This window comes from Pseudomonas synxantha (genome assembly GCF_900105675.1).
Lineage (GTDB): Bacteria > Pseudomonadota > Gammaproteobacteria > Pseudomonadales > Pseudomonadaceae > Aquipseudomonas > Aquipseudomonas synxantha.
The window spans coordinates 4,457,295-4,474,235 of sequence record NZ_LT629786.1 but is presented as its reverse complement, the minus strand read 5'-3'; the positions used below and the strand labels follow the sequence as shown (position 1 = coordinate 4,474,235).

The following is a 16,941-nucleotide window of genomic DNA, read 5'->3' as shown; positions in this document are numbered from 1 at the left end:
AAAAAAAAACGCCCCGAGGGGCGTTTTTTTTAGCGCTCGTTCCCACGCTCTGCGTGGGAATGCATCCTGTGACGCTCTGCGTCACGACCTCACGCGTAGCTTTCAGCCTCGTTGCTTTGCTCCACCAGCTCAAGACTGATGTTGTTCTGCGTGTTGATCTTGCGATACAGCTCGGCATCGGTCTCCAGGATCTTTTCCCGTGCCGGGAAGATCTCGTGCAGCTTGGTCGCCCATTCACCGGCCGCTTTTTGCGGGAAGCAGCGCTCAATCAGTTCGAGCATGATCGACACCGTGACCGAAGCGCCCGGGGACGCGCCCAACAGCGCCGCCAGTGAACCGTCCTTGGCCGCCACCAGCTCGGTGCCGAATTGCAGCACGCCGCCTTTCTTCGGGTCTTTCTTGATGATCTGCACCCGCTGGCCGGCCACTTCCAGGCGCCAGTCTTCGGCTTTCGCCTCAGGGTAGAAGCGGCGCAGGGATTCCAGGCGCTGTTCCATGGACTGGCGCACTTCGCTGACCAGGTACTTGGTCAAGTCCATGTTGTCCCGCGCCACGGCCAGCATCGGGCCGATGTTGCCGGCGCGAATTGACATCGGCAGGTCAAGGAACGAGCCATGCTTGAGGAACTTGGTGGTGAAACCGGCGTAAGGCCCGAACAGCAGGGATTTCTTGCCGTCCACTACGCGGGTGTCCAGGTGTGGCACCGACATGGGCGGCGAGCCTACCGCGGCCTGGCTATACACCTTGGCCTGGTGCTGCTTGACCACTTCCGGGTTGTCGCAACGCAGCCATTGGCCGCTGACCGGGAAGCCGCCGAAGCCCTTGCTTTCTTCGATGCCCGAGGCTTGTAGCAACGGCAGCGCCGCACCGCCGGCGCCGAGGAATACGAACTTGGCGTCGACATCACGGCTGTTGCCGCTGTTGACGTCCTTGATACTCACGGTCCAGCCGGCGCCGTTGCGCTTGAGGCCAGTGACGCGTTTGCAATACTTGACCTGGGCATCGGCCGAGCTGGTCAGGTGGCCAAGCAACTGATTGGTCAGTGCGCCAAAGTTGACATCAGTGCCGTTCATCACGCGAGTGGCGGCGATTTTTTCGTCGAGCGGGCGGCCCGGCATCATCAGCGGCATCCACTCGGCCATTTCGCTGCGGTCTTCGGTGTAGTGCATGTCCGAAAACGCGTGATGCTGGCTGAGGGTCTCAAAGCGCTTTTTGAGGAAGGACACGCCTTTGTCGCCCTGCACGAAACTCAGGTGCGGAACCGGGCTGATGAACGACTTCGAGGAGCCGAAAGTGCCCTTCTTGGTCAGGTACGCCCAGAATTGCTTCGACACCTCGAACTGAGTGTTGATGTGCACGGCTTTCTTGATGTCGATGGAGCCATCGGCGGCCTGCGGCGTGTAGTTCAGCTCACACAGCCCGGCGTGGCCGGTACCCGCGTTGTTCCACGGGTTGGAACTCTCCGCGGCACCCGAATCCATCAGCTCAACGACTTCCAGCTTGAGGCCGGGGTCGAGCTCCTTGAGCAGTACGGCCAGGGTGGCACTCATGATGCCGGCCCCTACCAGTACTACGTCGACTGCTTCGTTATGCGCCATTTAACGCGTCTCCAAAATCTGCAGCACCAAATTGACGGCATGGCTGCCAGGAGTGACGGGGCGGTTCACGTGTTGCCCCAGGTTACCCATGGCCAGGATCGCCATGTCCGTTTCGCAATTCTTTGCAACTTCAGCACACGCTTCCTGCCGGGCTAATCTGCCTATGAACGCATTCATGGGCGCCTGTGGCAATTCGACTTATGGTCAAAGCGTGCGATTCGTGCAACCAATCCGTAGCGGACAGGCTCAAGCTCCGGTTTTTGAAGAAAGCTCGATCCTGTGTAATTGGGCTGCCCCAGACGCTGATGGTGCTTGTACAAACGCCAAACTATTCATTTGCTCGCCACACTCTTGTGAAGTTGTGAAAACCCGTTTTTTCACGCTCTTTTGAAGACGTGAACCTCAAAAAAGGGCTGCCCAGCCTGGCACCTGGCCCGCAAACCTCTGCCGACATGCGGCAAAACGGGCAAACAACTCAAGTGGCCGAGCGCAATGGCAGCTCTGGCAGATTCGACAAAGACGGGTGGTTTGCAAAGGAAACAGCAAGCACGCCAGCCTCACTCGATCTGTGTGGGCGGCTCTCTGTGGGCGATTTTGGGGGCTAATGCCTGGGCATTAACGATGCTGCGAGGCCCGATCAGGAGACGTCCTTATAATCGGGGGGAGATTGTAGCGAAGAACGCCAAGGAAATGGGCGTGTTTTATGACTTTTATTAGCGCCTCGGTCAGGAGGCCAACACTTGCCGGTGCCGTGCGCGAAAAACCTGTGGGCTGACCCGGGCGCAGGCCGGCAGTGGGCGGTGCATCCAGCCCAGGTGAATCTCTGTCACTTCGACCCAGCCTTCACCGACCGGCGGCAGGCTGCACTGCTTGAATGCCTGGCAATGGCCTTGGGCATCGAGCAGGGCGAAGTGGCGGTGACGGGTGTGTGACATGAACAGGGTCTTGAGAAGGCGCATGGCTGTGTACCTATTGCGTTACATGCTTGAAGATTGCCAGTGTGGCATGACATTGGGGTGACGAATTTATGCGAATTTGTAATTTGCACCCTGCCTTCAGCCGCCGTTCAGGATCGCTGGTGAGTGGCGCGCGTGCACCGTTATACTGGCGGCCTGTCTGCACCCAGTCCTGGAGAAATGAGTATGTTGCAACGCCTGTTGTTCGGTTTGATCACTGTGACCAGTTTGACCCTGGTTGGCTGCGCCAACAGCCCGCAACAACTCAGCCCGCAGCCTAAAGTCACTGCGCCATTGGCCGCGGTAGGCCATGGCCAGCCGGTGTCGGTGCGAGTGGTAGACGGTCGCCCGTCGCCGACCCTGGGTTCGCGTGGCGGCCTGTACCCTGAGACGGCGCTGATTTCGGTGACCGGCCAGGACGTGCTGCCCAAGTTGCAGGCCCAGGCTGAAGCCGCCGTGCGCTTGCTGGGCTTTACCCCGACCAACTCCCCAGGCGTGCCGCAACTGACCGTGACCCTGGCCGAGCTGAAATATCAGTCGCCCAAGGAAGGCCTGTATGTGACTGAAGCGTCCATCGGTGCGACCTTCAAGTCCGACGTCAGCGCCGGTACCCGTCGCTATAGCGGCCGCTACGCCGCCTCGCTCAACCAGCGCTTCGGGATGTCGCCCAACCAGGAAACCAACACCAAGTTGGTCAGCGACGTGCTCAGTGATGCATTGACCCGCCTGTTCAAGGACCCAAGCATCGGCCAATTGCTCAGCGCACAATAAGCTGTCTGCAAAAAACCGGGCTCATCGCTGAGCCCGGTTTTTTTATGCCTGCGGTTTGGTCATGCCGCAGTATCGACATAAAAGTCCAGCACACTCACACCGGTAAGCAAATCCAGTTCCGGCAGGTCGGCATGCTGGTGCCCGCCGAGGGCGCAATACACCAGCCAGTGGCGGTCCTGGACGTTGAACGCGAGGCTACCGATCAGTGCCTCTTGCTCATCGCTTTGGGCGATCAGATACAGTCGGTCCTGGTTTTGCGCATGCAACATGACAAGCTCCTCAAGCGTCGAAGGGCAACAGGGTGGCTTGTTAAGGTGACGTTCAGGTGACGCTGTAAATTACTGGATACATTAGCCGTCAATGGGGAGGGAGTATCAAAGGCGCAGGAGGCGACTATCGTTCAGCTTTGTATCTGGACTGATACCCGAACACTGATCCGCCGAGGTTTGCGATGGCGCTGCCTGCACTGTTCATCAATGCTGTTGCCCTACTGGTTGCCTGCTCGGGCGCCCTGGTGCTGTTCATCACCCGCCTGCACGCGCAACGCGCAATGGCCGACCTCGCCATGCGTAGCGAAGAGCGTGCGATTGACCAGCCGATGCTCTTTTTGGACACCCGCACCGAGCGGGCGCATCGCCAGGCTTACCGGGTTGGGTTCGCAGGCCTGGGGCTGGCGCTGGCCCTGTCCTGGTTTAGCACCCACGTGTAAGCACACCGCAATACAAATGTGGGAGGGGCGGTGCGACGATTCGACTTGCCCCCGATAGCGGTGGGTCAGATACAGATAAGCTGACTGGCGCACCGCTATCGGGAGCAAGCCCCCCCCACATTTGGATCAGTGTTTACAGGGGAATCCCTGCCTTGACCCGATACTGATTGCGCACCGGCGTCGCATATTGCACCACCAGATACGGGCGGTGTTCGGCCGGGCATTCGTTCAGACGCCGTTCCCATTCCGCCTTGGCTTTGGCCAGCTCATCGGCCGGGAACACATCGGCAGCCTTGGGCACCTGCAACTGCGGGTCGGCCTCACTCCACTGCGCGTACGCCAGGTAATGCACCGGGAACAGCCGGTAACCGCCGAGGATCTGTCGATCCATTTCCACTGCCAGCAGCTTGGTATCTTCGAAGCGCTCGGTGATCGGCGGCGCAAAATTCACATGCACCCGGCCCTTGTAGCCGGTGATGCCCAGGGCAATGCTCACATCGTCCTCACCCGGTGCCTTACTGTAGGTGCCGGTGGTCGCGCGGATATACAGCTCGCGGGCCTTGGCGGCATCGCAAGGGTCGTACTCGTAGCTGATGGACACCGGCGTCAGGTTCAACGACTGGATGACTTCGGCAAACGGCTCGTCCTTGCGGCTGACATGGAACATCTTGAGGATTGCCGATTCAGTGCGGTCATCGCCATCCTTGGCCCGGCCTTCGGCCTGGGCAATCCAGATCGACTGGCAGTCGTTGCGGATCGAATGGTTGATATAGGCCGACAGCAGGTTATAGGCCGCCATCTTCTCCTTTCGCCCGGTAATCGAACGGTGCACGATAAAGCTCTTGTTCAAGCGCATCAGGTCGCTGACAAACGGCTTTTGCAGCAGGTTGTCACCGATGGCGATGCGTGGCGTCGGCAGGCCGGCGTGGTACACGGCATAGTTGACGAAGGCCGGGTCCATCACGATGTCGCGGTGGTTGGCCAAAAACAGATAGGCGGTGCCGGATTTGAGCTGTTCGACGCCGGTATAGGTCACGCCGTCGGTCGCCCGGTCAATGGTATGGTCGACGTAATACTCGACTTTGTCCTGCAGCGTGGCCACGGTGGTGACGCCGGCAAACTCGCGGCGCAATTTGCGCGCGATCATCGGCTTGAGCAACCAGCCCAGGGCGCCTGCAAAGCGCGGGAAGCGGAAGTGGGTCAGGATGTCCAGAAAGGCCTTGTCACTGAACAGACGCGCCAGCACTGCCGGGACTTCGCTGTCGTTGTAAGGTCGGATGGTATCGAATTCGCCCATCATGCTCTCTTGTTAGAAACGGCTAGGGTAAGTAAAGGAAATAACAGGAGCGGCGTGAGTAAACTGGCTCAGCCGGAAATAGCCCTGTAAATAGACCGGCGATTATACGCACAAGTCACCTTGGAGACCGCGATGCTGGAAACTGCGCTGTACGATTGTCCTTATTGTGGCGAAGCGGTCGAGACAACGGTGGATTTGTCTGGTGGTGACCAGTCCTATATAGAAGACTGCCAAGTGTGTTGCCGGCCGATCACGTTCGACCTGCAAGTCCATGGTGACGAGTGGATGCTTGAAACCCGCAACGAAAATGAATGACAGGTACGCGCCCATGCAGCGAATCTACGAACCGGAAAACCTGATGGAAGGCGAGCTGCTGCAACAGATGCTTGCCAGCGAAGGTATCGAGGCGCACCTGGTGGGCCGCCATTTGCTCGGTGGCACCGGCGAACTGCCGATCTTCGGCTTGCTTGGGCTCGAAGTCGACAATGACCAGGCTGCCAGCGCCCGCGAGCTGATCACCGCCTATATCGGTGCGCAACCGCTGCCCGGCGATGAACCCGACAGTTTCCCCGACGTATTGGTCTGTTAGGCTGTCGGTCGGTTTACCCCAAGAGTCGTGTTGCCCCATGTGTGGACGTTATGCCCTGTTTCGCTGGAACCCCGCCTTTGCTGCCTTGCCCGGCTTCCCTGCCGATCAGCAGGCCCAGTGGAACATCTCTCCCAATGATTCGGTGCTGATCCAGCGTCTGAACGAAGGCCAACTCACCCTGGCCCGTGCCCGTTGGGGCCTTACGCCGCCCTGGCTCACCGACCTTTCCCGCACCCCGGCCCACGCCCGCGCCGAAACCTTGGCCGAGCAACCGATGTTCCGCGAAGCCTTTCGCCAGCGCCGCTGCCTGCTGCCGGCCAACGGTTTCTACGAGTGGCGCGGCACCCAGCGCAAGCGCCCGTATTGGCTGACGCCGGGGGAGGGCTCCACACTGTTTTTTGCCGCGATCTGGGAAGCTTATCCGGTGCAGGAACAGGTGTGGCTGAGTACGGCGGTGATCACCCAGGCGGCGCAAAGCCAGCGACGCCCGTTGATCCTGGACGCGACGGGGCAGGCGGCGTGGCTTGACCCCGAGACGCCGCTGCATGTGTTGCAGGGCTTGCTGGCCGGTGAGCCCGCTGCATTACGCGAGCGCGTGCTGGCCAATATGGTCAATGATCCGAAGCTCAATGGGCCGGAATGCCTGACTCCGGCTTGAACCGGCGCCAACCAGGTCATCTGCACTGTGGGATGTGTCCGAAATTCAGTAGTTAAATGTCTGATGTATCTGGCGCGGATACAAACGACCGCCTACGATACGCGCCATGTGTTCAGGGAGCGTGTTCATGAAGAAGTCATTGGTGGTAAGTGGTTTGGTTGCAGCGATGCTGCTGGCGGGTTGTCAGTCGGTTAATACCACCAGCGGCGGCGCCGTTGGGGTAGAGCGCAAGCAGTACATGTTCAGCATGCTGTCGAGCCAGGAAGTCGACCAGATGTATGCCCAGTCCTACCAGCAGACCCTGGGTGAAGCCAGCGGCAAAGGGGTTCTGGACAAGACCAGCGCCAACGCCAAGCGCGTGCAGGCCATTGCCAAGCGCCTGATTGCCCAGGCACCCACCTTCCGTCCGGATGCGGCGCAATGGAACTGGGAAGTGAACCTGATCAAGAGCGACGAGATGAACGCCAACTGCGGGCCGGGCGGCAAGATCCTGGTGTACAGCGCGTTGATCGACAACCTCAAGCTCACCGATGACGAGTTGGCGGCGGTGATGGGCCATGAAATCGCCCACGCCTTGCGCGAACACGGGCGTGAAGCCATGTCCAAGGCGTACGGCATCGAGATGGCCAAGCAGGGCGCCGGGGCGATATTCGGTCTTGGCCAGGACAGCTTGGCGTTGGCTGATACCGTGGCCAACTATGGCATGACCTTGCCCAACAGCCGCAGCAATGAGAACGAAGCGGACCTGATTGGCCTGGAGCTCTCGGCCCGTGCCGGCTACAACCCGAACGCGGCGATCACCTTGTGGAACAAGATGGCCAAGGCCTCCGAAGGTGCCCCGCCGGAGTTCATGAGCACTCACCCGGCTTCCGACAGTCGCATCGCTTCGTTGCAGGCAGCGATTCCGAAGGTGATGCCGCTGTACCAACAGGCCAAAAAATCCTGAGGCTTGATGACGATCCAAATGTGGGAGGGGGCTTGCTCCCGATAGCGATAGATCAGTCAGTAAATCTGTGGCTGATTAAATGCTATCGGGAGCAACCCCCTCTCCCACAATAGATCGGGTTGCAGTCTTAGATCCAGCCACTGCTTTGCATGGCTTTGTAGACTGCCACAATCGCCAATACAAAGAACGCCGTAGCCGCCAATCGGCGAATCAAGGTCAACGGCAGTTTCTCCGCTGCAAAATTCCCCGCCAGAACCACCGGTACGTTGGCAATCAACATGCCCAGGGTGGTGCCGATAATTACCAGCCATAACTCCGGATATTGCGCTGCCAGCATCACCGTGGCGATCTGGGTCTTGTCACCGATTTCGGCGAGGAAGAACGCTATCAATGTGGTCAGGAACGGCCCGAACTTGCGGGTGGTACTGGCTTCGTCATCATCGAGTTTGTCCGGCACCAGGGTCCACAGCGCCGTGGCACAGAAGCTTGCGGCGAGGATCCAGTGCAGCACCGCATCCGAGAAGAAACTCCCGAACCAGGCCCCCACGGCACCGGCCGCCGCATGGTTGGCCAGGGTCGCAGCGACTATGCCGGCGATGATTGGCCAGGGTTTGCGAAAGCGTGCGGCAAGGATAAGCGCGAGCAGTTGCGTCTTGTCGCCGATTTCGGCCAAGGCAACGATTGCGGTAGGAACGAGCAGTGAATCCAGCATCAGGTAGCTTCCAGGGGCGGGTCGACACGGCTATGACACGTACAGCCTTCCCGCCCCGGGTAAGGTGTGCGTGTCATAGGTCTTGTCAAACCCCGGTCCGTCTGTGCGGACTCCTGGGTCGCATACGCCATGGTCTGCTGACCAAGTATGTTGACGTATGCCGGACGAGCATGGCGCTCGTGGGAGACTACTCCCCTAGGACGCTGCGGATTCTGCCTAGGCAAAACCCATTCGGCAAGCCTTCTTTTTCAAACGCCCGTCAGGGACGCTTGGCACGGTAGATGCGAAAACCATTGCCCTCGGCCTTGATCGCGCAGATGCCCAGATGCTCTTCGATCAACGGCTGATACTTGAGGAAGCTGTTGGCAACCAAACGAAGTTCGCCGCCTTTTGCCAGATGTTTGGCCGCTTTTCGCAGCAGGTTTTCCGTGGCGAAGTAATCCGTGTGCACGCCGACATGGAACGGCGGGTTGCTCAAGATCGCGTTCAAACCCATGGGCGCCGCGTCGATGCCGTCACCGGTCAACACCTCGGCTTCCAGCCCGTTTGCGGCCAGGGTCAGGCGGCTGCTGGCGGTGGCGAAGGCGTCCACATCCAGCATCGTCACCGTGTTATGCGGGTAGCGACGCTTGACCGCAGCCCCCAGCACACCGGCGCCGCATCCGAAATCGAGCAAATGCCCGCTGGGCAGTTTATCCAGATGCTCCAGCAACAGCTCGGTGCCACGGTCCAGGCGCCCATGACTGAACACGCCCGGCAAACTCACCACTTTCAGCGGGCCTTCGGCCAGCGGCACATCGAAGACCTGCGCCAGGCTCTCCAGCTCCACGGCTTGCGGAGCATTGGCCACGGTGACTTGCCACAACTGGCAATGCCGCGCGTTATCCAGTTTGCGCGGCTTGCCGAAGGGCAGCAGCTGTTTGGCGGCGCTTTCGATACCGCCTTTTTTCTCCCCTACCAGAAACAGTTCGGCACCCGGCAGGCGTGCGGCCACAGCGTTGAGCAGGTAGTCGGTGAGGTCCTTGGACTTGGGCAGGAAGATCACCGCCGCATCAAACTCGCGCTCGGGCGCATTCACGCCGAACTGGCTGCGTTCGGGGAAGCGCGCGTCGAGTGCCGCCTGGTCGCCGGCATGCCAGCACCAGCCGTGGGCGTTGGGCAGGCGCCCGAGCAAATCGTCGGCAGGCAAACCTACCAGCAGCAGGTTGCCTTGAAAAAGTTCGGCCTGGCGAAGCAGTACTTCACTGCGCGGATCCATGGTCTGCTCCTTGAAAAAGGGGCGCAGTTTATCAAGTGACGACGCGCAGCGGGGCGCCACTGAAAAAGCCCCGGGCGTTTTCCGTCAGTTGCCCGACGATACGTTGCCGCGCTTCACGACTGCCCCAGGCGTTGTGAGGCGTGACGATCAAGCGTGGAATGTCTCCAGCCAGCAGCGGATTGCCATTGACCGGCGGCTCGACACTCAACACGTCGGTTGCCGCGCCGCCCAGATGCCCGCTGCGCAGCGCATCGGCCAGGGCTTGTTCATTGATCAAGCCACCGCGTGCGGTGTTGACGACGAACGCACCGGGCTTGAGCAGCGCCAATTCACGGGCGCCGATAAAGTCGCGGGTGTGTTCGTTGAGTGGGCAGTGCAGGGTCAGCGCATCGATCTGGGCGAGCAGCTCATCCAGCGGCACGCGATCGGCGCGGGCAGGGCGCCCGGGTATTGCGCCGAGCAGCACGCGCATACCGAAGGCTTCGGCCAGGCGTGCCACGGCACCGCCTAACTCGCCATGGCCGAGCAGGCCGAGGGTTTTGCCTTCCAGTTCGACAATCGGATGGTCCAGTAGGCAAAACTGCTGGGCCTGCCGCCATTTACCTGCGGCCACATCCTGTTGATAGTCCTTCAAGCGCGTCGCCAGGTTGAGCAACAGCATGATCGTGTGCTGCGCCACCGACGGCGTGCCATAACCCTGGCAGTTGCTCACGGTGATGCCGTGGGCGCGTGCGGCTTCGAGATCGACGTTGTTAGTGCCGGTGGCCGATACCAGGATCAGTTTGAGCTCCGGGCACGCCGCCAGGGTTTGCGCCGTGAGCGGTATTTTGTTGCTGATCGCGACTTGGGCGCCCTGCAAGCGTTCCACCACATTCTGCGGCGTGGTCTGCTCAAACAGCTGCAACTCGCTGAAGCAGTCACGCAAACTGCCCAGGTCGAGGTCGCCCAGATCCAGGGAAGGGTGATCGAGGAAGACGGCGCGGCGTTTGTTCATGGTCAACTGTACCTTTTGCGACGAGGTTCGAAGGCGTAATCTGCCGAGCCTATCAGATGAAATAATCAGTTACTTAATGGAGTGAGCATGTACGTCGCCGAGTTTTTGACCGTAGCCTTGATTCACTTGCTGGCGGTGGCCAGCCCCGGCCCGGATTTCGCCGTGGTGGTCCGTGAGAGCGTGACCCATGGGCGCCGCGCCGGAACCTGGACGGCCCTGGGCGTCGGCACGGCGATTTTCGTGCATGTAGGTTATTCGTTGCTGGGTATCGGCTTGATCGTGTCCCAGTCCATCGTGTTGTTCAACGCATTGAAATGGGCAGCGGCGGCGTACCTGCTGTATATCGGCTTCAAGGCCCTGCGCGCCCAGCCGGCCAAGCCCGCTGCCGAGGGTGAGTTGCACCGAGAAGTGGGCGAGCGCACCCCGCGGGGTGCGTTTACCGCAGGCTTTGTGACCAACGGCCTGAACCCTAAGGCGACGTTGTTCTTCCTCTCGCTGTTCACCGTGGTGATCAACCCCCACACGCCCCTGGCGGTGCAGGCTGGTTATGGCGTGTACCTGGCGGTGGCGACGGCGTTGTGGTTTTGCCTGGTGGCCATGCTGTTCAGCCAGCAGCGCGTACGCGCCGGGTTTGCGAAGATGGGGCATTGGTTTGATCGGACCATGGGCGCGGTGCTGATTGCGATTGGGGTGAAGCTGGCGTTTACCAGCATGAAATAACCTCGGTTTCTCGTGAACTTCGTTCAAATGTGGGAGGGGGCTTGCTCCCGATAGCGGTGGATCAGCCAGCAAATACAGTGGCTGATGCCCAGCAATCGGGAGCAAGCCCCCTCCCACATTGGTCTTCCATAAGCTGCAGATACTGGCGCAAAGCTAGCATTTACTGAGTTCCGCAAATCATTCCTTTGGCTGATTTGGCTGAAACATAAGCCCTCTACAGTGCAAGTCTTCAAGCCAAGACCGTGCAGTCATTAAAGGGATTCGTATGTTGCAGACCCGAGTTATCCCGCCCGCCGAAGGTGCGTACCAATACCCGCTGTTGATCAAACGCCTGCTGATGTCCGGGACGCGCTACGAGAAGACCCGCGAAATCATCTACCGCGACAAGCTGCGCTATACCTACCCAACGCTGATCGAACGCGTTGCGCGCCTGGCCAATGTGTTGACCGAAGCGGGGGTCAAGGCCGGTGACACCGTGGCCGTGATGGACTGGGACAGCCACCGTTACCTGGAATGCATGTTCGCCATCCCGATGATCGGCGCGGTGATCCACACCATCAACGTGCGCCTGTCGCCGGAACAGATTCTCTACACCATGAACCACGCCGAAGACCGCTTCGTGCTGGTCAACAGTGAGTTTGCGGGGCTCTACCAGGCCATCGCCGGGCAGTTGACCACGGTCGACAAGACCTTGTTGATTACCGATGGTGACACCAAGACCTGCGAGCTACCCAATCTGGTGGGTGAGTACGAAACCCTGTTGGCCGCTGCCAGCCCCAAGTACGACTTCGAGGATTTCGACGAAAATTCCGTCGCCACTACCTTCTACACCACCGGCACCACCGGTAACCCAAAGGGTGTGTACTTCACCCATCGCCAATTGGTGCTGCACACCATCGGTGTGGCGACGATCATGGGCAGTGTCGACAGCGTGCGCCTGTTGGGCACCAACGACGTGTATATGCCGATCACGCCGATGTTCCACGTACACGCGTGGGGCCTGCCCTATGTGGCGACCATGCTTGGCTTGAAGCAGGTCTACCCCGGTCGCTACGATCCGGAATATTTGGTGGAGCTGTGGCGCAAGGAGAAGGTCACGTTTTCCCACTGCGTGCCGACCATCCTGCAAATGGTGCTTAACGCCAAGGCCGCCCAGGGCGTGGATTTTGGCGGTTGGAAAATCGTTATCGGCGGTAGTGCGCTTAACCGCTCGTTGTACGAAGCGGCCAAGGCTCGAGGCATTCAACTGACCGCCGCGTACGGCATGTCCGAGACCGGGCCGCTGGTGTCCTGCGCCCACCTCAATGCCGAACTGATGGCCGGCAGCGAAGACGAGCGCACCACGTATCGCATCAAGGCCGGCGTGCCTGGGCCGTTGGTGGAGGCGGCGATCATGGATACGAACGGCAACTTCCTGCCCGCCGATGGTGAAACCCAGGGCGAACTGGTACTGCGTGCGCCCTGGCTCACCGAGGGCTATTACAACGAGCCGCAAAAAGGTGCCGAGCTATGGGCCGGCGGCTGGATGCATACCGGCGACGTTGCCACGCTGGATGCGTTCGGCGTGATCGATATCCGCGACCGCATCAAGGATGTGATCAAGACCGGTGGCGAATGGATCTCGTCCCTGGCTCTCGAAGACCTGGTCAGCCGCCACCCGGCTGTTCGCGAAGTCGCAGTGGTGGGCATTGCCGACCCGCAATGGGGCGAACGCCCATTCGCGTTGCTGGTGGTGCATGAGGGCCATGTGATTGGTGCACGAGAGCTCAAGGAGCACCTCAAGCCTTTCGTCGAGCTGGGGCATTTGAGCAAGTGGGCGATCCCGAGCCAGATCGCCGTTGTTACTGAAATTCCCAAGACCAGCGTAGGAAAGCTCGACAAAAAACGTATCCGCATCGACATCATCGAATGGCAGGCCAACAACAGTACTTTCCTGTCTACACTCTAATGCCCCTCGTCGCGCCCGTTCGGGCGCGGCAACGCTCTATCTTGCGGCTCTACTTGTGATTTACCGAATTTCAGCCATCCTTCTCGCGCCGGCCTTCGTCGGCGTGGCGAAAGGGTTGTGGCAGACGGCTTGGTGATGCAAATCACACTTTAGAGGGATCAAGCGATACCTACCGCTGGCTATAGTCCCTTTCAGAGTTTTTCAAGGATGTTGTGCTTCGGGCCATGGGGGCCCGGTTGTCGTGCGGCATTGGAATCGTTGTATTCCGGCCGTTACATGCATCCAGCCGCAGAACTCACTGCCATAACAATAAAATGCACATGGAGTAGCGTCGATGACCTCAGTAAACCAGTTCTGGCGCCGGGCAAGACTGCCCCTGGCCGTCAGTCTCGCTTCTACGCTCGCCGGGCCCGCATTCGGCGTCAGTTTCAACATTGGTGAAATCGAAGGGAGTTTTGATTCGTCGCTTTCCGTCGGGGCAAGCTGGTCCACGGCCAAGCCCAACCGCGACCTGATCGGTGCCAACAACGGTGGCAAGGGCTTGTCCCAGACTTCCGATGACGGCCACTTGAACTTCAAGCGCGGCGAGACGTTCTCGAAGATCTTCAAGGGCATCCACGACCTGGAACTGAAGTACGGCGACACCGGTGTGTTTGTGCGTGGCAAGTACTGGTACGACTTCGAACTCAAGGACGAAAGCCGTCAGTTCAAGGACATCAGTGACAACAACCGCAAGGAAGGCGCCAAGTCTTCGGGCGGGCAGATCCTCGATGCGTTCGTCTACCACAACTACTCGATTGCCGATGCGCCGGGCTCGGTGCGGTTTGGCAAGCAGGTGGTGAGCTGGGGTGAAAGTACCTTCATCGGCGGCGGCATCAACTCTATCAACCCGATCGATGTGTCGGCGTTCCGTCGTCCCGGCGCCGAGATCAAGGAAGGCTTGATCCCGGTCAACATGTTCTATGTGTCCCAGACGCTTACCGACAACCTGTCGGCAGAGGCGTTTTACCAACTGGAGTGGGACCAGACCGTTACCGATAACTGCGGCACCTTCTTCTCGCAGCCGGACGTGATCTCCGATGGTTGCAGCAATAACCTGCGGGTACTGAACAAGCGCTCGACCATCCCGGCCGCAGCCTTGCCGACCCTGGGTGCCCTGGGTGTGGACGTCAACAGCGAGGGCGTGCTGGTGCGCCGTGGGCCGGACCGTGACGCACGGGACAGCGGCCAGTTCGGCGTGGCCATGCACTACAACTTCGAGCCGCTGGACACCGAGTTCGGCGCCTACTTCATGAACTACCACAGCCGTGCGCCGATCTTCAGTGCACAGGGTGCGCCATCGGCGGCCTATACTCGTCCTTTGGGCCCGCTGGGGGCATTGCGTCCGCTGATCGTCGCCGGCAGTTCGAACTACTTCGTCGAGTATCCTGAAGATATCCGCCTCTATGGCTTGAGCTTCTCCACCACGCTGCCTACCGGCACCGCCTGGAGTGGTGAATTGAGCTATCGGCCAAACGCTCCGGTGCAACTGAGCACCACCGACATTCTGTTTGCCGGTGTCACGCCGATCCCAGGCTTTGGCAATGCTTCCGTGCTCAAGGGTTCGCCCGGCCAGGATCTGCATGGCTACAACCGCAAGGAAGTCACTCAGTTCCAGACCACCTTCACGCACTTCTTCGACCAAGTCATGGGCGCCAGCCGCCTCACCACGGTCGGTGAAATCGGTGTGACCCATGTTGGGGGCCTGGAAAGCAAATCCCAGGCGCGTTATGGCCGTGATCCAGTGTTCGGCCCAGGTACCTTGCCGGGTGGCTTCTGCGCCGCGCTTAACAACTCCACCGCCAACGGCGCCGGCCTGCCCAACGCTGCCGGCCTGAACACCAACTGCAACAACGACGGCTACACCACCGCAACCTCCTGGGGCTACCGTGCCCGTGCCATCTGGGAATACCCGGACGTGTTCGCTGGCGTCAACCTCAAGCCCAACGTGGCCTGGTCCCATGACGTCAAGGGCTACTCGCCTGGTCCCGGCGGCAACTTTGAAGAAGGGCGCAAGGCGGTCAGCCTGGGCCTGGATGCCGAATACCAGAACACCTACACCGCGAGCCTGGCCTACACCAACTTCTTTGGTGGCAAGTTCAGCACTGTGGATGACCGCGACTTTGTCGCCTTGAGTTTCGGCGCCAACTTCTAAGCACACTCTTTTCAAGTGGCATGTATTCAGGAAGACCAGAGTATGAAAATAACTAAAAGTCTGTTGCACGTGGGTGTGCTTGGGCTGTCGATCCTGGCGAGCAACGTCATGGCGGCAGTCTCGGCGGATGAAGCCGCCAAGCTCGGCACGACCCTGACCCCGATGGGCGCCGAGATGGCGGGCAACGCGGCTGGCACCATTCCTAAATGGTCACCACTGCCCACCAATGCCGGCGCCGTGGATGCCAAGGGGTTCCTGGCCAACCCATACGCCAGTGAACAACCGCAGTTCACCATCACTGCGCAGAACGTCGAGCAGTACAAGGACAAACTGGCCCCCGGGCAGTACGCGATGTTCAAGCGTTACCCGGACAGCTTCAAGATGCCGGTTTACCCGACCCACCGTGGTGCCACCGTGCCGGCTGATGTGTTTGCCTCGATCAAGAAGAACGCTACCACCACCAACCTGGTGTCCGGCGGCAACGGCCTGGAAAACTTCGAGACCGCCGTACCCTTCCCGATTCCAAAAAGTGGCGTCGAAGTCATCTGGAACCACATCACCCGTTATCGCGGCGGCAGCGTGACCCGCCTGGTCACCCAGGCTACTCCGCAAACCAACGGGTCCTACAGCCTGGTGTACTTCCGCGACCAGTTCGTGTTCCGCGACAAAATGAAGGACTTCGACCCGAAAAACCCGGGCAACGTGTTGTTCTACTTCAAGCAGCAAGTCACCGCACCGGCCCGCCTGGCCGGTGGTGTACTGCTGGTGCACGAAACTCTGGACCAAGTGAAGGAGCCGCGTTCGGCGTGGGTCTACAACGCCGGCCAGCGCCGCGTGCGCCGGGCGCCACAAGTGTCCTACGACGGGCCGGGTACTGCCGCTGACGGCCTGCGTACGTCCGACAACCTCGACATGTATAACGGTGCGCCGGATCGCTACGACTGGAAGCTGGAAGGTAAGAAAGAAATCTACATCGCCTCCAACAGCTACAAGATCGACGATCCCAAGCTCAAGTACGCCGACATCATCAAGGCCGGCCACATCAATCAGGACCTGACGCGCTATGAGCTACGTCGTGTCTGGCACGTGGTCGCCACCTTGAAGGAAGGCCAGCGCCACATCTACGCCAAGCGTGACTTCTTCATCGACGAAGACACCTGGCAAGCGGCGGTGATCGACCACTACGACGGTCGCGGCCAACTGTGGCGAGTCGCCGAAGCCCATGCCGAGAACTACTACGACAAGCAAGTGCCGTGGTACGCCCTGGAAACCCTCTACGACCTGCAGTCCGGCCGTTACCTGGCCTTGGGCATGAAGAACGAAGAGAAACAGGCCTATGACTTCGGCTTCACCGCCACCACCAGCGACTTCACCCCAGCGGCCCTGCGCCAGGACGGTGTTCGCTAACCCACACCAGTGCACCCCTGTGGGAGGGGGCTTGCCCCCGATAGCGGCGCGACAGTCGATAGATGCATTGGCTGATCCACCGCCATCGGGAGCAAGCCCCCTCCCACTTTTTGTTTGTGCTGCCATCTGGGATATTTCTTGTCGCAGTTCTTTTTCAGCCATTTGTTGCAAAGATCTACAATCG

17 protein-coding genes and 1 riboswitch are annotated in these 16,941 nt (G+C 59.9%); of the genes, 10 read left to right on the top strand and 7 right to left on the bottom strand.

The window, feature by feature from the left end:
• Nucleotides 1–89: 89 nt before the first annotated feature.
• Both mqo and BLU48_RS20715 read right to left on the bottom strand, forming a co-directional pair.
• A complete protein-coding gene (gene mqo, locus BLU48_RS20720; protein ID WP_057021547.1) occupies nucleotides 90–1,598 on the bottom strand; it encodes a malate dehydrogenase (quinone) in 1,509 nt (502 codons plus the stop codon).
• A gap of 725 nt (nucleotides 1,599–2,323) precedes the next feature.
• Complete coding sequence (locus BLU48_RS20715) at nucleotides 2,324–2,557, bottom strand: hypothetical protein (protein WP_057021546.1); 234 nt, start codon at nucleotides 2,555–2,557, stop codon at nucleotides 2,324–2,326.
• Between the two features lie 183 nt (nucleotides 2,558–2,740).
• Between BLU48_RS20715 and BLU48_RS20710 the strand changes: the two genes are divergently transcribed.
• Nucleotides 2,741–3,325 (top strand): YajG family lipoprotein, encoded by a 585-nt coding sequence (locus BLU48_RS20710; protein WP_043050774.1) that lies wholly within the window; start codon nucleotides 2,741–2,743, stop codon nucleotides 3,323–3,325.
• A 59-nt stretch (nucleotides 3,326–3,384) separates the two neighbouring features.
• Here the strand turns inward: BLU48_RS20710 and BLU48_RS20705 are convergent, their stop codons facing one another.
• On the bottom strand, nucleotides 3,385–3,594 hold the full coding sequence (locus tag BLU48_RS20705) for a hypothetical protein (protein WP_043050775.1): 210 nt from the start codon (nucleotides 3,592–3,594) through the stop codon (nucleotides 3,385–3,387).
• 182 nt (nucleotides 3,595–3,776) lie between these two features.
• Here BLU48_RS20705 and BLU48_RS20700 point away from each other — a divergent pair, with 182 nt between their 5' ends.
• Entirely contained in the window at nucleotides 3,777–4,034 is a 258-nt protein-coding gene (locus BLU48_RS20700) for a hypothetical protein (protein WP_046070944.1), read from the top strand.
• Between the two features lie 133 nt (nucleotides 4,035–4,167).
• Here the strand turns inward: BLU48_RS20700 and BLU48_RS20695 are convergent, their stop codons facing one another.
• Nucleotides 4,168–5,331 carry a 1-acyl-sn-glycerol-3-phosphate acyltransferase gene (locus tag BLU48_RS20695; RefSeq protein WP_172833428.1) on the bottom strand — a complete coding sequence of 388 codons (1,164 nt, stop codon included), beginning with the start codon at nucleotides 5,329–5,331 and terminating at the stop codon, nucleotides 4,168–4,170.
• A gap of 132 nt (nucleotides 5,332–5,463) precedes the next feature.
• Between BLU48_RS20695 and BLU48_RS20690 the strand changes: the two genes are divergently transcribed.
• The 4 genes from BLU48_RS20690 (at nucleotide 5,464) to BLU48_RS20675 (ending at nucleotide 7,524) form a co-directional block, all read left to right on the top strand.
• On the top strand, nucleotides 5,464–5,646 hold the full coding sequence (locus BLU48_RS20690; protein ID WP_057021544.1) for a CPXCG motif-containing cysteine-rich protein: 183 nt from the start codon (nucleotides 5,464–5,466) through the stop codon (nucleotides 5,644–5,646).
• A gap of 13 nt (nucleotides 5,647–5,659) precedes the next feature.
• Nucleotides 5,660–5,920, top strand: a complete 261-nt coding sequence (locus tag BLU48_RS20685; protein WP_003188624.1) for a putative signal transducing protein — start codon at nucleotides 5,660–5,662, stop codon at nucleotides 5,918–5,920.
• Nucleotides 5,921–5,957: 37 nt separating this feature from the next.
• Nucleotides 5,958–6,578 carry an SOS response-associated peptidase gene (locus BLU48_RS20680; RefSeq protein WP_057021543.1) on the top strand — a complete coding sequence of 207 codons (621 nt, stop codon included), beginning with the start codon at nucleotides 5,958–5,960 and terminating at the stop codon, nucleotides 6,576–6,578.
• 127 nt (nucleotides 6,579–6,705) lie between these two features.
• The gene (locus BLU48_RS20675) at nucleotides 6,706–7,524 is read left to right on the top strand and encodes a M48 family metallopeptidase (RefSeq protein WP_043050781.1); all 819 of its coding nucleotides are present in this window, start codon (nucleotides 6,706–6,708) and stop codon (nucleotides 7,522–7,524) included.
• 127 nt (nucleotides 7,525–7,651) lie between these two features.
• Here BLU48_RS20675 and BLU48_RS20670 read toward each other — a convergent pair whose 3' ends face one another.
• From BLU48_RS20670 to BLU48_RS20660, 3 genes are all read right to left on the bottom strand, one after another.
• Complete coding sequence (locus BLU48_RS20670) at nucleotides 7,652–8,236, bottom strand: TMEM165/GDT1 family protein (protein ID WP_005784895.1); 585 nt, start codon at nucleotides 8,234–8,236, stop codon at nucleotides 7,652–7,654.
• A gap of 87 nt (nucleotides 8,237–8,323) precedes the next feature.
• Nucleotides 8,324–8,445, bottom strand: a riboswitch (yybP-ykoY riboswitch).
• Nucleotides 8,446–8,495: 50 nt separating this feature from the next.
• A complete protein-coding gene (locus BLU48_RS20665) occupies nucleotides 8,496–9,494 on the bottom strand; it encodes a class I SAM-dependent methyltransferase (RefSeq protein WP_057021542.1) in 999 nt (332 codons plus the stop codon).
• Nucleotides 9,495–9,525: 31 nt separating this feature from the next.
• On the bottom strand, nucleotides 9,526–10,488 hold the full coding sequence (locus BLU48_RS20660) for a 2-hydroxyacid dehydrogenase (protein WP_057021541.1): 963 nt from the start codon (nucleotides 10,486–10,488) through the stop codon (nucleotides 9,526–9,528).
• A gap of 87 nt (nucleotides 10,489–10,575) precedes the next feature.
• On the opposite strand from BLU48_RS20660, the gene BLU48_RS20655 reads away from it, so the two are divergent.
• From BLU48_RS20655 to BLU48_RS20640, 4 genes are all read left to right on the top strand, one after another.
• Entirely contained in the window at nucleotides 10,576–11,208 is a 633-nt protein-coding gene (locus BLU48_RS20655; RefSeq protein ID WP_057021540.1) for a LysE family translocator, read from the top strand.
• A 265-nt stretch (nucleotides 11,209–11,473) separates the two neighbouring features.
• Complete coding sequence (locus BLU48_RS20650; RefSeq protein ID WP_057021539.1) at nucleotides 11,474–13,156, top strand: fatty acid--CoA ligase; 1,683 nt, start codon at nucleotides 11,474–11,476, stop codon at nucleotides 13,154–13,156.
• A 334-nt stretch (nucleotides 13,157–13,490) separates the two neighbouring features.
• Entirely contained in the window at nucleotides 13,491–15,350 is a 1,860-nt protein-coding gene (locus BLU48_RS20645) for a DUF1302 domain-containing protein (protein ID WP_043050530.1), read from the top strand.
• Nucleotides 15,351–15,392: 42 nt separating this feature from the next.
• Nucleotides 15,393–16,757, top strand: a complete 1,365-nt coding sequence (locus BLU48_RS20640; protein ID WP_043050531.1) for a DUF1329 domain-containing protein — start codon at nucleotides 15,393–15,395, stop codon at nucleotides 16,755–16,757.
• The last annotated feature ends 184 nt before the right edge of the window (nucleotides 16,758–16,941 follow it).

Excerpts from the sequence above, each read along its gene's own strand:
- BLU48_RS20695 (WP_172833428.1), bottom strand. The coding sequence starts at position 5,331 with ATGGGCGAATTCGATACCATCCGACCTTACAACGACAGCGAAGTCCCG.
- BLU48_RS20690 (WP_057021544.1), top strand. The coding sequence starts at position 5,464 with ATGCTGGAAACTGCGCTGTACGATTGTCCTTATTGTGGCGAAGCGGTC.
- BLU48_RS20640 (WP_043050531.1), top strand. The coding sequence starts at position 15,393 with ATGAAAATAACTAAAAGTCTGTTGCACGTGGGTGTGCTTGGGCTGTCG.
- BLU48_RS20680 (WP_057021543.1), top strand. The coding sequence starts at position 5,958 with ATGTGTGGACGTTATGCCCTGTTTCGCTGGAACCCCGCCTTTGCTGCC.
- BLU48_RS20675 (WP_043050781.1), top strand. The coding sequence starts at position 6,706 with ATGAAGAAGTCATTGGTGGTAAGTGGTTTGGTTGCAGCGATGCTGCTG.
- BLU48_RS20655 (WP_057021540.1), top strand. The coding sequence starts at position 10,576 with ATGTACGTCGCCGAGTTTTTGACCGTAGCCTTGATTCACTTGCTGGCG.
- BLU48_RS20660 (WP_057021541.1), bottom strand. The coding sequence starts at position 10,488 with ATGAACAAACGCCGCGCCGTCTTCCTCGATCACCCTTCCCTGGATCTG.
- BLU48_RS20700 (WP_046070944.1), top strand. The coding sequence starts at position 3,777 with ATGGCGCTGCCTGCACTGTTCATCAATGCTGTTGCCCTACTGGTTGCC.
- BLU48_RS20705 (WP_043050775.1), bottom strand. The coding sequence starts at position 3,594 with ATGTTGCATGCGCAAAACCAGGACCGACTGTATCTGATCGCCCAAAGC.
- mqo (WP_057021547.1), bottom strand. The coding sequence starts at position 1,598 with ATGGCGCATAACGAAGCAGTCGACGTAGTACTGGTAGGGGCCGGCATC.
- BLU48_RS20670 (WP_005784895.1), bottom strand. The coding sequence starts at position 8,236 with ATGCTGGATTCACTGCTCGTTCCTACCGCAATCGTTGCCTTGGCCGAA.
- BLU48_RS20650 (WP_057021539.1), top strand. The coding sequence starts at position 11,474 with ATGTTGCAGACCCGAGTTATCCCGCCCGCCGAAGGTGCGTACCAATAC.
- BLU48_RS20715 (WP_057021546.1), bottom strand. The coding sequence starts at position 2,557 with ATGCGCCTTCTCAAGACCCTGTTCATGTCACACACCCGTCACCGCCAC.
- BLU48_RS20710 (WP_043050774.1), top strand. The coding sequence starts at position 2,741 with ATGTTGCAACGCCTGTTGTTCGGTTTGATCACTGTGACCAGTTTGACC.
- BLU48_RS20685 (WP_003188624.1), top strand. The coding sequence starts at position 5,660 with ATGCAGCGAATCTACGAACCGGAAAACCTGATGGAAGGCGAGCTGCTG.
- BLU48_RS20645 (WP_043050530.1), top strand. The coding sequence starts at position 13,491 with ATGACCTCAGTAAACCAGTTCTGGCGCCGGGCAAGACTGCCCCTGGCC.
- BLU48_RS20665 (WP_057021542.1), bottom strand. The coding sequence starts at position 9,494 with ATGGATCCGCGCAGTGAAGTACTGCTTCGCCAGGCCGAACTTTTTCAA.